At 63.0% G+C, this 14,856-nt stretch carries 12 protein-coding genes and 2 pseudogenes; 6 read left to right on the top strand and 8 right to left on the bottom strand.

What is annotated here, in order from left to right:
• Positions 1–34: 34 nt before the first annotated feature.
• The 3 genes and pseudogenes from PQR54_RS32365 to PQR54_RS32355 all read left to right on the top strand — a co-directional run.
• Positions 35–1,033, top strand: coding sequence for a PDR/VanB family oxidoreductase (locus tag PQR54_RS32365; RefSeq protein WP_408252888.1), 999 nt, complete (start codon positions 35–37; stop codon positions 1,031–1,033).
• Positions 1,034–1,080: 47 nt separating this feature from the next.
• Positions 1,081–2,496, top strand: coding sequence for an MFS transporter (locus PQR54_RS32360; protein ID WP_408252885.1), 1,416 nt, complete (start codon positions 1,081–1,083; stop codon positions 2,494–2,496).
• A gap of 373 nt (positions 2,497–2,869) precedes the next feature.
• Positions 2,870–3,193, top strand: a pseudogene (locus tag PQR54_RS32355) (dihydrofolate reductase family protein); the annotation flags it as partial.
• A gap of 61 nt (positions 3,194–3,254) precedes the next feature.
• On the opposite strand, the gene PQR54_RS32350 reads toward PQR54_RS32355, so the two are convergent.
• From PQR54_RS32350 to PQR54_RS32335, 4 genes and pseudogenes are all read right to left on the bottom strand, one after another.
• The gene (locus PQR54_RS32350) at positions 3,255–4,265 is read right to left on the bottom strand and encodes a response regulator (RefSeq protein ID WP_408252883.1); all 1,011 of its coding nucleotides are present in this window, start codon (positions 4,263–4,265) and stop codon (positions 3,255–3,257) included.
• 211 nt (positions 4,266–4,476) lie between these two features.
• A pseudogene (locus PQR54_RS32345) lies at positions 4,477–4,851 on the bottom strand (response regulator); the annotation flags it as partial.
• A gap of 7 nt (positions 4,852–4,858) precedes the next feature.
• Positions 4,859–6,196, bottom strand: a complete 1,338-nt coding sequence (locus tag PQR54_RS32340) for a sensor histidine kinase (RefSeq protein WP_408252879.1) — start codon at positions 6,194–6,196, stop codon at positions 4,859–4,861.
• A gap of 1 nt (position 6,197) precedes the next feature.
• Positions 6,198–7,604, bottom strand: coding sequence for a class I SAM-dependent methyltransferase (locus tag PQR54_RS32335; protein WP_408252877.1), 1,407 nt, complete (start codon positions 7,602–7,604; stop codon positions 6,198–6,200).
• 570 nt (positions 7,605–8,174) lie between these two features.
• Here PQR54_RS32335 and PQR54_RS32330 point away from each other — a divergent pair.
• Entirely contained in the window at positions 8,175–8,600 is a 426-nt protein-coding gene (locus tag PQR54_RS32330) for a ribbon-helix-helix domain-containing protein (protein ID WP_408252875.1), read from the top strand.
• Positions 8,601–8,690: 90 nt separating this feature from the next.
• A complete protein-coding gene (locus PQR54_RS32325; protein WP_408252873.1) occupies positions 8,691–9,803 on the top strand; it encodes an extracellular catalytic domain type 1 short-chain-length polyhydroxyalkanoate depolymerase in 1,113 nt (370 codons plus the stop codon).
• Between the two features lie 151 nt (positions 9,804–9,954).
• Here PQR54_RS32325 and PQR54_RS32320 read toward each other — a convergent pair whose 3' ends face one another.
• A complete protein-coding gene (locus PQR54_RS32320; protein ID WP_408252871.1) occupies positions 9,955–10,764 on the bottom strand; it encodes a mechanosensitive ion channel family protein in 810 nt (269 codons plus the stop codon).
• Positions 10,765–10,894: 130 nt separating this feature from the next.
• Between PQR54_RS32320 and PQR54_RS32315 the strand changes: the two genes are divergently transcribed.
• Positions 10,895–11,122: a hypervirulence associated TUDOR domain-containing protein gene (locus tag PQR54_RS32315; RefSeq protein WP_408252869.1), complete on the top strand. Its 228-nt coding sequence runs from the start codon at positions 10,895–10,897 to the stop codon at positions 11,120–11,122.
• 44 nt (positions 11,123–11,166) lie between these two features.
• On the opposite strand, the gene PQR54_RS32310 is transcribed toward PQR54_RS32315, so the two are convergent.
• The 3 genes from PQR54_RS32310 to PQR54_RS32300 form a co-directional block, all read right to left on the bottom strand.
• Positions 11,167–12,864, bottom strand: a complete 1,698-nt coding sequence (locus tag PQR54_RS32310) for a putative bifunctional diguanylate cyclase/phosphodiesterase (protein ID WP_408252867.1) — start codon at positions 12,862–12,864, stop codon at positions 11,167–11,169.
• Positions 12,865–13,498: 634 nt separating this feature from the next.
• The gene (gene msrC / locus PQR54_RS32305; protein ID WP_106306635.1) at positions 13,499–13,999 is read right to left on the bottom strand and encodes a free L-methionine (R)-S-oxide reductase MsrC; all 501 of its coding nucleotides are present in this window, start codon (positions 13,997–13,999) and stop codon (positions 13,499–13,501) included.
• A gap of 193 nt (positions 14,000–14,192) precedes the next feature.
• Positions 14,193–14,618: a TOBE domain-containing protein gene (locus PQR54_RS32300; protein WP_408252865.1), complete on the bottom strand. Its 426-nt coding sequence runs from the start codon at positions 14,616–14,618 to the stop codon at positions 14,193–14,195.
• Between the last annotated feature and the right edge of the window lie 238 nt (positions 14,619–14,856).

The following is a 14,856-nucleotide window of genomic DNA, read 5'->3' as shown; positions in this document are numbered from 1 at the left end:
ACGCGTTCAAGCTATCTATCGAGAGTCTGCATATATGGACGAGCAAAGAGTCGCCGACAGCGCGAGGCGAGCGAGCGCGGGCACTAACCTCCGAGCGCGCGTTCGCACCATCCGTCACGAGGCGGAGCGGGTTTTGAGCATCGAACTCGTGCCGGTGGAAGGCACCGCGTTTCCGCCTTTTGCGCCAGGTGCGCACATCGACCTGCATCTGCCCAACGGCATCACGCGAAGCTATTCGCTCGTCAACTCGCCGGACGAACACGCTCGCTATGTGATCGGCGTGCTGGACGACGAAAAAAGCCGCGGTGGCTCGCGCTACGTACACGAGCAGCTGCGCTGCGGTTCGACGCTGCCGATCAGCAAGCCGCGCAATAACTTCGCCCTCGATGAAGAAGCCGTGTCGACCGTGCTGGTGGCGGGCGGCATCGGCATCACGCCGATGCTGTGCATGTACCGCCGCTTGCGTGAGCAAGGCCGTGACGTTCAGCTGGTGTATTGCGCGCGGAGTCGCGCGCAGGCAGCGTTCCTCGACGAACTGGACGCGCTCGGCGGCAACGTCCGTCTGCACTTCGACGACGAACACGAGGGCCGCGCATTCGATCTTGCTGCCTTCCTTGTCCAGCAACACGAAAGGGTGCACGCCTACTGCTGCGGACCGGGCCCGATGTTGAGCGCATTCGAGGCAGCTTGCGCGGCGTGCGGCATCGGCAACGTGCATATCGAACGTTTTGCGGCGAACAGTGCCGTCGCCGCTAGCCCGCAGACCGGTTACACCGTCGAACTCGCCCGCAGCGGCAGGATGCTTTTCGTACCGGCAGGCAAAGCGCTGCTCGACGTGTTGCTCGAAGCGAACGTCGACGTCGAATACAGCTGCCGCGAAGGACTATGCGGCGCGTGCGAAACCCGGGTGCTGCGCGGCTGCCCGGATCACCGCGACTCCGTGTTGACGCAATCCGATCGAGCCAACGGCAACGTGATGATGATTTGCGTGTCCGGCGCGAAGAGCGAGACGCTCGCGCTCGACCTTGCATGAACTTCATCTGAAGCCGCGACCTTCCCCGCAGTATCCCTTCTGAGGACATGATGGAACTCTCGAGCACAATCGAACAGAACGACGCCGGCGTCGTCACGCGCGCGGATACTCTGCAAGACGCGGCGGCTATCTCCGCGCGCATCGAACGGCTGCCACTCACGCGCTGGCATACGCGCGTGTTGGGCGTGGTCGGCTTCGTCCACATGACCGACGCGTTCGACGCATTGACGATCGCCTTCGTGATGCCGGTGCTGATCGGCCTGTGGCATCTGACGCCCGCGGATGCGGGCTGGCTGGTTTCCGGCGGCTACGTCGGGCAGACCATCGGCGCGCTGGCTTTCAGCGCCGCCGCCGAACGTTACGGCCGGCTGCGCGTGCTGCGCTGGATTCTGGTCATTCTCGCGCTTGGCAGTCTCGCATCGGCCTATGCGCCGAGCTATGCGATCTTTATCGCACTGCGCTTTTTTCAGGGCATTGGCCTCGGTGGCGAGTCGCCGGTTTCGGCCACTTACATGAACGAGTTGTGTCCCGCGAAGGTACGCGGCCGGTTGATCTTCATTCTTCAATCGACGTTCGCGCTCGGCAATCTGATCGCCGCCGTCGCCGCGATGTGGTTGATTCCCGCCTATGGGTGGCAGGCAATGTTCGTGGTCGGCGCGCTGCCGATCCTGCTCGCCGTGATCCTGCCGCGAACCGCGCCTGAATCGCCGCGCTGGCTCGCGATCAACGGACGCGCCGCCGAAGCGCACCGGATCGTCGAACGAATCGAGAAGTCGGTGCCGGCTGTCGACTATGCTCGCCTGCCCGCACTGAACATTGTCAGAACGACAGCAGATGAAGACAGGGAATCGTTCCGCGCGTTGTTCAAGCGTGGCTTTGCGATGCGAACCACTGTGGTCTGGCTGATGGCGTGCTGTGCGAGCCTCACGACCTACGGCATTCTAGTGTGGTTGCCGTCGTTGTACAGGACGGTCTATCACCTGCCGCTCAATATCGCGCTGCGCTACGGCATGGTGAGCATGATCGCGACGCTCATCGGCACGGTGATCGGCGTGTTCGTCATCGATTTTCTCGGCCGCAAGAAGACTTTTTCAATCGCGTTTCTCGGCGCGGCGATTCCGATGCTTTATCTGGCGTTCAGCGGTACGCGTGTGCCGGCTGAACAGGTCCTTGTCCTCGCGTCGATCAGCGTCGCCATGATCGCTATCGTCCAGTGCGGCGTCTATGTCTATGCGCCCGAGGTGTACCCAACCCGAATCCGCGCCAGCGGCGCTGGCGCTGCGTCCGCCATCACGCGGGTTTCGTCGGTGGTCGGTCCGATCATTATCGGCGGGCTGCTGACGTATCTGAATGTTGAAGCGGTGTTTGGCTATTTCGCTGTCGTGTCGCTGGTTGGATCCATGGTGGTGGGTGCGTTCGCGCTGGAGACGGGCGGCCGTATGCTCGATGAGATTGCCGCGTAGAACTCGGATGCGGGAGCCATGTCGCCTCGCATCCGGCTTCGATTGGATAGCGGTCGGGAATCGCGCTGGTGGTCACGGCGCAGGTATCGTCAACTGCTTTTCTATCTCACGGCGGACGTGGTTTTCCTAAGTCCCTAGGACTGACCGGGGCGAATGTGACCCATGATAGTGGTGAGCGAACTCAGTCCGACGGCGGACCGCCCAATGCCGACCGGTCCGCCAAATTTTTTATGGCCTGCACTGGCCGACTCGATTTCTCCAGCGCTGCCAACATCGCCGCCTTCATTGCCAGTTTTGGCAAATCCGTTCCCTCCGTTCGCATGCTGACGCCCCCCCTTTTTGAGTGGGATGAGGCAGCGCTCGTCTGCCTTAAGCGCGTGCTCCCATCGAGATGGAAGGCGGCACGACGTTTCATTTCGTCACGGGCGGCATTCGCGAAGCGCTTGAAAGGGCACGCGACGCGGCCGGCGGAATGGACGTACGCATCGGCGGTGGAGCGAACACCATCCAGCAGTATCTTCGCGAGAGCCTCATTGACGAACTGCACATTGCCATCTCACCCGTCCTGCTCGGTCGAGGAGAACGGCTGTTCGAAGGGGTTGACTTGCGGGCTCTGGGATACGAATGCGTCGAGTTCGTAGCATCGGAGAAAGCCACGCACGTCGTCCTACGGCGCCAGGGGCGCGCGGACGCCTGACAACGCGTTGCAGCGGTCGGCTTCATGCGTTGCTTCTCGCACAGCGGATCGTCTCCGTCACCTAGTCGAACGCCCGCTCCGAAAACCGCTCGATCCAGAGCGCCAGGCGGTCGGCCGCAAAACTGGCGGCGCGTGTGCCGGCGCGGCAGACGATGGTGTCGCCTTCACGCACGAATCGCAGCGCACCGCCGGCTTCTTCCAGCCACAGCAGACCAGCCAGCCAGCCGGCGTGCTCGGCCGATACGGCCTGAGCCACGGGCCGGGTGAGGAACTCACTCAACGTGGACGGCGAAGTCCAGATCAATGCATCGCCATCGCCGCGTACTGCGGCGCCGAGCACTTCAGTGAAGACCTGCACTGCCTCGGCAGCGCTACGCCCCGCATTCTGCGTACGCAACTCCGCGAGACGCGTGCTGACCGCATGGCCAAAACTGCCGCTGCCTTCGCTCTCGACACGCACCAGGTCGGCGTAGTCCATACGCTGCCAGTCCGGCTCCACCTTGCGCGTGCCAGCCAGGTCGGCGCCGGCCAGGTAAGTCTCAACCGGCTGGAAGCGGCCCGGGCCGATCAGGCTGGCGCACAGCGTCTGCACGATGCCGATGCGGGTGGCCACGGTCTGCGTCTGCAGCACGCTCAGCTTCTCGCGCACGAGCTGGTCGCGTTCCTTGCGCAGTCCCGACAGCTCCAGCGCCTGCTTCATCTCCATGCGCAGCGCGCTGATGTCCCACGGCTTCTTGATATACCGATGTATCTGGCCCTGGTTGACCGCCTCGACGGTCTGGTCCAGCTCCGAATAGGCCGTGGTCAGAATCCGGACGATGTGCGGATAGCGCTCGCGCGCGTAGCGCAGAAGTTCGTTGCCATATTCGCCCGGCATGCGCTGGTCGGACACCAGCACGGCCAGGCTGCCGGCGTGGGCATCCAGCATTGCCTTGCCGTCCTCCACGGAGGCGCCCGTCACCACCGGCGCGATCGCGCCGATGGCGCGCTCGAAATATTTGACCGCGGTGGCTTCGTCATCAACGAACAGAATCGCCGGGGGCGGTGTCTGGTTGGCAATCGTATCGCTCATGGGTAACTCCTGATTCGATCTTTCAAATTTGGGAATTCCAGCGTCACGGTCGTGCCGGCGCCGGACGCGGATACGATCCTGATCCTCCCGCCGAAGGACTGCATGACGCGGTTGCAGAAAATCATGCAGCAGCCGCTCACGCCGGCGCTCGTGATAACCGGGCCGACCCGCAGGCGCTGCATCATTTCGGGCGCGTTGCCGCGGCCGTTGCCGCTGACGCCAGCACCTCGCGCACCGTAGCCACGCCTAGCGGCTTCTCCAGGATTCGAAACACCTCGCCGGAATTGACCGCTCCCAGGAGCGCGTGGTTATCCGCGTAGGCTGTCACCAGGATCCGCACGATATGCGGATACTCCTGTGAGACCTGCCGCAACAGGTCGTCGCCGTGCCGGCCCGGCATGCGGAAATCGGTCACCAGGATCGTCACGCGCGCACCTTCGCGGCGAAGGATCGACATGGCCTCGTCCGCGTCGCCGGCGAGCAGCACCTCATACTCTCGGCCGGCCGAGCGCGCAAAGTACTTGCGAGCCAACTCCTCGTCATCGACATAAAGGACCGTGGGCCGCGCTTGTTGGGTCTCTCTCATCTCGACATCACTCCAGACGCGGCAGGTCGAAGTTGAACGCCGTCCACTCGCCCAACTGGCTTTCCGCAAACAGGGTGCCGCCGTGCCGCTCCACCACCGCGTAACTGATGGACAGGCCAAGGCCGAGGCCCTGGCCGACTTCGCGGGTCGTGAAGAATGGTTCGAACACCCGCGCCAGATTCTCCGCGGCGATCCCCGGGCCGTTGTCGCGCACATTCACGTGCAGCCGGTCGTCCCTCCATTGCGCCGTCACATGCACCTTCGGCGAAACGGTGCCGGCCTTGTGCATGGCCAGCGCGGCATTCGAGAACAGGTTGATGAGCACGCCGATGATGGCGGCTTCGTCGCCCAGCACAAGGGTGTCGCCGGGCAGCTCGCGCGTAACGCTCACGCCGCGCAGTTCATGTGCGCTCAGCCGGATCGACGAGTCAAGGGCTTTCTCGAACAGGAACGGCACGTCGTCTGCCGCCGCGCCGGGCTTGCGGTAGGCAAAGGTCTTCAGGTCCGACACGATATGCTGGATGCGGTGCATGCCCTGCTTGACGTCCGTCAGGCACTCCTGCAGCGACGCGCTGTCTTTGACCTCCGGTTCCTCCATGGCTATTTCGATGGCCATCAGGCAGAAGTTCACCGGGTTGTTGACCTCGTGGAGCAGCCCCGCGGACAACGTACCGATGGCAGCCATCTTCTCCTGCTGCAGCAACTGGCCCTTGATCTGCGCGAGGTTTTCGTTGGTCAGGGCAAGCTGGTCGTTCTTGTGCGCCACCTCATCCTTCAACCGGAACAGCTGGAAGCGGCCCTTCTCGTTGAAGTAGGTGTAAATGGAACTGGCCAACGCGCAGAAGAAGATCAGGATGAGCTGGAACTGAAACTTGCTTGGGTTCTGTATGCCGCCCGGATGTGCCGCGCAGGCGATGTAGTACAACAAGACGGTGGCCAGGCCGAATGCCAGCGTCTGCCAGTAGCCGGAGGGGAACAGGATCCCGACCGCGAAGATCGTCAGCATAAGCCCGGCATAGAACAGCGACTCCCCACCCTGCGTGACATAAATCATCCACGAGATCATTGCCTGCGGCAGCAGCAGCCAGAAGAAGGTGATGACCTGCACGTGGCGTTTGCCCGTTTGCGTGTAAAGCGAGAGCAATGCCAGGCCGATTGCTGCGCTGGTCAGCACCCGAACGATGGCAAAACGCTTCTGCTCGGCCGGATACACCACATAGTCCAGCGCCACGCCCATCAGCACAAGCACGATCACGGTCAGGCCGCCAGCCTTGCTGCACAGCAACCGGTAGTCGCGCAATTCCTCACGATAGTTCGAACGTAGCCCAGCCAGCGATGTCGTCATCTCAGGCTACTTGCTGCTGGCCGATCACCACCTCGGCGAACACATTCACGCCGGTCGCGTCCGTGTACAGGCGCGGCTCGCCGCAGTTCTCCGGCATGATTTCGGCCATCTGTGCCTCGTTGCGATAGATCAGGTACCACTCCAGCACGTGCTCCATGCTGAAGCGCTCCGGGTTGTCGGCGTGGACGTTGGTGACCAGCAGGCGGCCGCCCGGTCTGGTGCGGCTGGCGAAATGCTGGTTCAGCCGGGCACAGACCTTGTCCGAGAGGTAGTCGAACAGGCCGGCGCAATAGACCGCGTCGAACTCGCGGACGTCCGGTGCGTCCGGATCCATCCGGCGCTTGAGCAGGTGGTGCACCGAATCGTGCGTGTAGCTAATGGTCATGCGCCTTGACGTTTTCTGTGCGATGGCGCCGAGGCGCTCGCGCGTCCAGTCCAGCGTCTCCTGACTGAAGTCGAGGAGTTCGAACGTCAGCCACTCCGGTTCGTCGTATTCATGCATGAAGCGCTGGATCTCCTGAGCGGGGCCGCAGCCCACGTTCAGGACCCGGAACGGCCGCCGCGCGGCGCGCGCTTCATTGGCGAGCCGGGTCAGGTAGTCCACCAGCAGCTCGACGCGATTGCGGTGCGCGCGCGCCACGGCCGTCTGCAGGAAGGCCGCGTTGACGATCTGGAAATACGTGCTCGGGCCCTGGCGGGGATCGTCGAGCATCTGGTTGACCATCTGGTAGTCGCCGGCATAGCCCAGCGGCTTGGTGAACGTGCGGAACACAAAGGGCGAACGCAGCAGCAGCGGATGTAGCGCGGCCTGGGCAAAGGCACGGTGTGCCGGCGCCAGTTCTTCGTCGACGAGGCGCGCCTCGCCTTCGAATTCGTCGAAGTAGACCTTGGTCCTTTCCATCAGCGGCGACGCCAGCTCGAGGAAGAAGTCCTCGCGCAGGGTTTTGCCTTCCTTCGGCATGCTGTCGGCCAGGTCCGCCTGCTCGACCCAGCGCGACATGTCCGAGAGAAAGGCCCGGATCTGGTTGACCGCGATCTGGTAGTCACGGCGGATCTTGAAACGCTCGGCCCAGTCTTGCGAGAACCGGCGAGCTTCCTCGCCGACTGCGCGCGCTTCCAGCGTGCCGCCGCTCAATTCCCGCCACTCTTCGATCAGTGTGACCGAGACAATGGCTGTCAGGCCGGTGTTGACCATACTGATCACGACCGCCTTGCCCGAATAGGCGTGTTCCACGCCCATCTTGACCGACAGGTCGCTCAGCACCTCACTGACCTGGACAATCGAGTACGGGTTATAGACCTCCATCACCAACGACTTTCGCTGGAGATTGATGATCGTGCCCCGCACCTGCTCGCCCTGCGAGTTGAGAAAGCTCACTACCGGATCGATTTGCGTTTTGGAATACACAGTATGGCGGCCAGGAAAGTACCACGAGAAGTTGGTTTGAAATCTGGTGCTCTACCAGGCCGGTGGGCGGCCGGTTCAGCGTCGATGGTTCCTCAGGTCCAGGTGACGAAGCGTCGCCATCGGTATTTCAGTTGTCGCCGCGGCAACCCGTTTCTTTCTGGGCGGCGCACCACTTCCTCCCGAACTGCATCGGCCGGACAGGTTATGCGTTTAACTTGTCCACACCATCTCGCGACAGCACCCGTGCTACTGGCATCACGGTTCTAACAAGACTCGTTAGCCTGGTCGGCCTGAAGGCCGCTTTCGGAGCAATACGGCCCTTTGCGATTGCAGCATTCTACTGATAAAAAAGAATGCTGTGGTCCCACGCGGATTGCGGCGCATGGGGCCACTGGGACCGGAGTCCGAAAACGAATGAAGCGCCCCGCCAGGCGCTTCCCCGACACCCGCTGCCAACGGCAAACCCCGAACGAACCCTCAATTTCCTGCTTGACCGCACTCCGCCGCGAGGCGTATAACCATCCCACTGGATGTTAATTGGATGGCCATCAGATGGCTACCGGAGTGCAAATGTCAAAACTCAAACTCATCGACACCTCACGCCCGAAAGGCGGCGAGACCGAAAAAATCACCATCAACCTGGGCCCGATCGACCTTGGCCAGATCGATTTACTGGTCGAAGAAGGCTTTTACTCGAACCGCACCGACCTGATCCGCACGGCGATCCGCAACCAGATCGCGGTGCACGCCCAGGTCGTCGCGGAGACGGTGACCCGGCGCGCCATGGTGCTGGGCATGCAGCACTTCTCGCGGCAGGATCTCGAGGCGGCTCAGGCCGCGCACGAACAACTGGACATTCACGTGCTAGGCCTCGCCAGCATCGCAGCCGATGTGCCGCCCGAACTCGCGGCGGCCACGATTGCATCGGTGGTGGTGCTCGGCGCCTTTCATGCGTCGCCCGCGGTCAAGGCGGTGCTCGCCGGCCGCATCAGCTAGGCGCGACGCTCGACTCATTACCGTGGCTGAAGCGGCGACTCATCGTCGACTCGCTCACCCCACGCCCCACACAGGTCAACCCAAACCATCATGAAAATGAACGAAGATTTCCTGAAATCGATGACAGACGCCTTCGAACTATTGCGCACGAAGGGCCCGCAGGAAGCCACCGCGGCGGTTCAACGCGCGCTCTCGGGCGGCAAAGCGAACGAGGCCCGCGCGGACCACGTGCCAACATCGAACACGCCGTCGAATGCGAGCGAATGGGCGCAAACGTGGACGCAGATGCAAACCCAGATGCAAGCTCAGACGCGGCCCGCCCCGCACACCCCCGGCGCACCGACCATCGACGCCGACTCGCCGGGCACCTTCAGCACGCACACGTTCAGCAACTCGGCGGGACAACGCCAGTACAAGCTCTACGTGCCGGCTGTCTACAACAGCGAACCATTGCCGCTGATCGTCATGCTGCATGGCTGCACGCAGAACGCCGACGACTTCGCCGCCGGCACGCGCATGAACGAAATGGCCGAGCGTCATGGCTTTATCGTCGTGTATCCGAATCAGGCGCAAGCGGCCAATCATTCGAAATGCTGGAACTGGTTCAAGCCTGCCGATCAACTACGCGACCAGGGCGAGCCGTCGTTGATCGCCGGCATCACGCGAGAAGTGATGGGCCGCTATCGTGTGGATCCGGCGCGCGTGTATGTCGCGGGTCTGTCGGCGGGCGGTGCGATGGCGGACATCATGCTGAAGACCTCGCCCGATCTCTACGCGGCGGCTGGCGTGCATTCGGGCCTCGCCTACGGTAGCGCGAAGGACTTGCCTTCGGCACTCGGCGCGATGAAGGGCGGCAACGCGCAACGCAAACGCACGCGTGGCACGCCGCAACGTCCGCTGATCGTGTTTCATGGCGACGCTGACACGACAGTGCATCCGTCGAATGCAGCGGAGATCCTCGCGGCCTTCGACGCGGGCACCACCACCGTCAGCCAGCAATCAGGGGCTGCAAGCGGCCAGCGTGCATACACGCAGCAACGGCATGTCGCGGCGAATGGCGTCGAAGCGGAGTCGTGGTCGATTCACGGCGCAGGTCACGCGTGGGCCGGCGGCAGTCAGCGCGGTTCGTACACGGACCCGTCCGGCCCCGACGCCGCCGCGGAAATGGTGCGATTCTTCCTCGCCCATCCGCGCACTCATTGAGCCGGCACATCGGCTTCGAGCCAGACCGGTTGCGTTCAACATGAGTGACCGGAATCTGGCTATCGAGGCGGTGGCCTGATTACACGACACGCCTCGCGCTATAACAGCGCAGACGGAAAGCAAAAGGCCCCGCTAGAGACAGCGCCGCGACCTAAGCCGCAACCGGGCAGCCGGCCTGTTCGAGCGCGGCCTGCGCGTGCTCGTGCAGGTCGCCGCTCGTCAGCGACGCGTCCGGCGTGCGGACCCACGCCGCGATGCGCAGCGTCGCGCCGCCATTGTCCGGATAGTCGGCGACCGTCACGATCGGCGCGAGCGTGGCGCCGCTCAGCACGCGCGGTTCGTCGGCGACGAGTTTCTTCAATTCGCCGATCGCGGCATCGACGTCCTTGCGCTGCGCGAGGCCCACTTCGACCTCGATACGTTGCGTGCCGCCGCTGCTGTAGTTGATCACCGGATTGCTCCAGATCTGGCTGTTCGGCACGAACACGGCATTGCCGTCGCCGCGTTCGATGCGGGTGGTGAAGAGCCCCACTTCGCGCACAATGCCCGCTGCCGCGCCGCTGCCTTCGATCACATCGCCGACGCGAAACGGCCGCAGCATCAACAGCATCATGCCGGCCGCGATATTTTGCAGCGTGCCTTGCAGCGCGAGTCCGATCGCGAGACCGGCGGCGCCCAGCACCGCGAGCACGCTAGCAGTCGCGATGCCGACTTCGCTGAGCGCCGCGATGAACACGAGCACTCGCACGGCCCAGGTGCTCATGGCCGCCAGCATCGGCGCGAGCGTCGGGTCGGCATGCGTGCGCGCGAGCGCGCGGGCGAACATGGAGCCGACGCGGTTCGACAGCCACCAGCCGACCACGAGGATCAGCACGGCGAGCACGATATGAAGGGCGTCGTGCGTCAGCGTGACGAGCAACGACGGCTGGAAGTGAAAGAGTCGGCTTAGGAGATCGTTCATCTTGAGTCTCGTTCCGTGACGGTATAGGTAGCGTGACGCATCGAAGCAGGATACGTTCCCGCCCTTTACATTTCATGCGCGAAGGCACGCGGCTTGCTCGCCTATGCGGACAGCCACCGTGGAGCGTCACATGTCCCAACATCTGAAGTCTGGCGACCGTGTCAGTTGGAACACGCCGCAAGGCGTTACGCACGGCAAAGTCGTGCGTGTCATTTCTACCCATACGACCGTGGATGGCAGAACCGTCGACGCGTCGACAGCCGATCCACATTACGAGGTGCAAAGCGAGAAAAGCGGCAAGCATGCCGTTCATCGCGGCGACGCGCTGCATCGACTGAAAAATGATACGGATGGCTAAGCACATCCACGCACACGACAATCCCTGCCGCCGGCACCCCGGCGTCAGAGAGTGCCCAACGGCCTCAGCAAATTACGCAGTGCCGCAACAGTAATTGGACGCGAGAACCAGAAGCCTTGCGCTTCATCGCAACCGAGCGCTTCGAGTTGCGCGGCCTGCTCAGCCGTTTCGACGCCTTCGGCCGTCACACGCAGTTTGAGCGCGTGCGCCATCGCGATGATGGCGCCCACCAGTGCCGCGCACTGCGGATCGGTGCTCATGCGCATCACAAACGAGCGGTCGATTTTCAGGCGATTCAACGGAAAGCGCGTCAGATAAGCAAGGCTTGAATAGCCGGTACCGAAGTCGTCTACTGCCACTTCCACGCCCAGATCGCGCAAGGCAAAGAGCGTCTGCAACGCCTGGTCGGTATCGCCAAGCAGGACGCCCTCGGTGATTTCCACTTCGAGATACGACGGGTCGAGCGCGGCATCGTCCAACGCCTCGCGGATCGTCTCGAACAGATTGTGCCGCTGGAACTGCTGCGGCGAGACGTTCACCGCGAAGCGCGGCAAGTTGCCCGTCAGCCGCAGCAACTTGCCGGCGTCGCGGCACGCGGTCCGGATCACCCACTCGCCGATCTGCTCGATCAAGCCCGCCTCCTCCGCAACCGGCACGAATTCGACGGGACTGATCAGGCCGCGTTGCGGATGGTTCCAGCGCAGCAGCGCCTCCACCTGCGCGATGTGGCCGTTGGAGAGCGTGACCTGCGGTTGATACACGAGATGCAGTTGCTGACGATCGATTGCGTCGCGCAACATAGTCTGCAGTTCGAAGCGGCGCGCGGCCTGGCCTTCGAGCGCGGTGGAAAACCGCCGCACCGCATTGCCGTTCACCGCCGAGGCCGCCGACAACGCCACGCCCGCGCGACGCATCAGCGTAGGCGCATCGGCGCCGTCGGCCGGATAAGCCACGATGCCGATGCTCGCGGTAATGTTCAACGCGGTGCCGGCGTAGTCGATCGCCTCGGCGATACGGCCTAGCGCTTCGTCGGCGAACGCATCGGCAGCCGGGCCGGTTTCGTTGACCAGCAACGCGAACTGCGTGCCGCCGATCGAAGCTATCGTACCGTCGTTCGGAAAGAGGCCGCGCAACCGTTCACCGACAATCTGCAGCACGAGTTCAGCCGCATGCAAGCCGAGCGCGTCGCGCAGTTTGCGCAGATGATCGAGTTCGGCGACCAGCACGGTAAAACCGCTGCCGCTACGCTCGCAACGCGCGATCGTGAGTTCCAGCCGTTCGGTGAAAAGCGTTTGATTCGGCAGGCGGGTCACGCCGTCGTGATGCGCGACGTACCAGAGACGCGCTTCCGATTGCGCGTAACGCGTCATGTCGATGGCGATGCCCACATACAGCGTGGGGCAAGCGGCCTGCGCGGGCTCGGTGACGAGCGGCGCCAACGCCAGCACCACGCGAACCGGCGTGCCGTTGCGCCGCAAAAAACTCCACTCGCCTTCATAGCGCGAAGTCACTGCTGCAAGCGGCGGCAATTCCGCGCGGCGTTTGGCCAGTTCGGCTGGATCGAACAAAGACTCGAAGGTGCGCCGGCCGATCAGTTCTTCAGCCGCCAGTCCCGTCAGCTTTTCGAAAGCGGCGTTGATGGAGTCGAACGTGCCGTCCGCGGTGCAGGTAAACATGCCGTAAGGCGCCGACGCAAGCGCGGCGTCGCGCGTACGCATTTCGGCGTAGAGGGGGACTTGCATCGCGCCGGCCTTTTGATTTTCCTGAGTAGTGAAAGCGATCGAACGTGTTCTTGACGCGTGGGCGCAACCAGTAAAGCCCCGAAATTCCGGTCCGATGTTTCGGGCAACCGTGCGTATGATAACGGCTTTCGCGCCCCCGCCGAATTGGCCGCCCCGCAATCTTCGCGGCAATCGTTTCCCTTGGTGTAATCCCCAATCTTCCCGACCGGCGCACTCGCGCATCCGCGCGCCATAAAAAGTTCGCTATCGCCAGGATGGTCGATCCTTCATGAGCCCGTGCGCAATGGTGCTATATCCGTGGATATATTTCGTTGCCCGTCCGGCCAATAAAAACACGCCGTTTTGCGGCACCGTTCCAGTAGCGGCTGAGAATCTCCCAGTCGTGGCTATCGAAAGTGGAGTTGCGGGGTAAGGCGGGGGAACGTTGAAAAGTCAGCGGTGCAGCGGTGGCGGTCGCAGTGGCGGAGCTCATGCGTATCGCCAAAATCTGCTGGGGGTTCGTCGCGCTCATGAGCTGTCTCGAGCGCGTTGAAGAGAACGATAGCGGGATGAGGTCCGCCGACCCACCCCCCTGAACTGCATCGACTCTATGTACGGAACAGCATGCGGTGCCGCCGCAGCCCTGTAGTGCTTTTTACGCGGCGCGCGGCAGCGCCGCTTCGATAAACACTGCGCACAGCGCTTCCATGCCCTTCGCGTCTTCTTCGTCGAAGCGCGCGACGCTCGGACTGTCCACATCCCACACGCCGATCAGCGTGCCGTCCGGCGCGACGAGCGGCACGACGATTTCCGATTGCGAAGCCGAATCGCAAGCGATATGGCCGGGAAACTCGTGCACGTCGCGCACCACCTGCGTTTGCCGCGTTTGTGCAGCCGTGCCGCAGACGCCCTTGCCGAGCGGAATTCGCACGCATGCCGGCTTGCCCTGGAACGGTCCGACGACCAGTTCCTTACCATCATGGAAATAGAAGCCGGCCCAGTTCAGATCGCTGAGCGAATGAAACACGAACGCGGAAAAATTCGCGGCGTTGGCGATCCAGTCGGTTTCGCCGGCGAGCAGCGAGCGCGCCTGCGCGACCAGTTCTTCGTAGTGCGCGGCTTTGGGCAGATGCGAGGCGGAGGAGACTTCGAACATGACGGCGTCCGTGATGAAAGCGGAAAGAGGAGCAGCGAGTCGTGCAGTTTAAAGCAAGCCGCCGTTTCCTTCACGGCGCGCGCCCGCGCCGCGCGGCGACGGGCACACAGTAAAGCCCTCTTTCGTTCCGGTTCCGTTAGACCCGCCGGCCTCCGAGGCAAAGCGGAAACCAACGGGAAAAACCACGCGCCGATTACTGATCGACGCCGATGATCACGCTCGATGCCTTGAAGATCGCCGTCGCCGCTTTGCCGTTCGCGAGGCCGAGGCGATCGACGCTCTCATTCGTGATGATCGCCGCGATCTGCGCGCCGCCGGCGCTGATCGAGACTTCGGAGTTCACCGCACCCTTCGTGAGCGCCGACACCGTACCGGCGATGCAATTGCGCGCCGACACCTGCTCCTTCGCGACATCGACCATCACGATCACCGACGAAGCCTTGACCAGCGCAAAGGCCTTCTTGCCCACCGCAAGGCCGAGCGACGTCGCGCTGCCATGGGTGATGATCGAGACGATCTCAAGACCGTCCTGGGTGCGCAGCGTGACTTCGTCGTTCACGGCGCCGTGTTTGAGTTCGGTGACTTCGCCGGCGAATTGATTGCGTGCGCTGGTTTGCATGTTGTTCTCCTTGATCAGGCGGCCTCGCGCGAGCGTTGTTTCGAGGCCAAACGTTGGGTTGAACATTGAGTGTAGTGAAACACTCGCCAGCTGCGGCAGCCCGCGCGTGAAGCGCGGTATCGCGCAGCCGCTATGGACGATGCGAACCCCCAATGAAACCACATAAGCACTATGCATGCGTGTGCACAACGCAGTGCCGCTACAACGTGCTGCACAGTGCGCCGACACCGTATCATCG

Source organism: Paraburkholderia phytofirmans (genome assembly GCF_046028095.1).
In the GTDB taxonomy this organism is placed as follows: Bacteria; Pseudomonadota; Gammaproteobacteria; order Burkholderiales; family Burkholderiaceae; genus Paraburkholderia; species Paraburkholderia phytofirmans_A.
The sequence above is the reverse complement of the archived record's forward strand: the minus strand, read 5'-3'. Positions and strand labels throughout refer to the sequence as shown.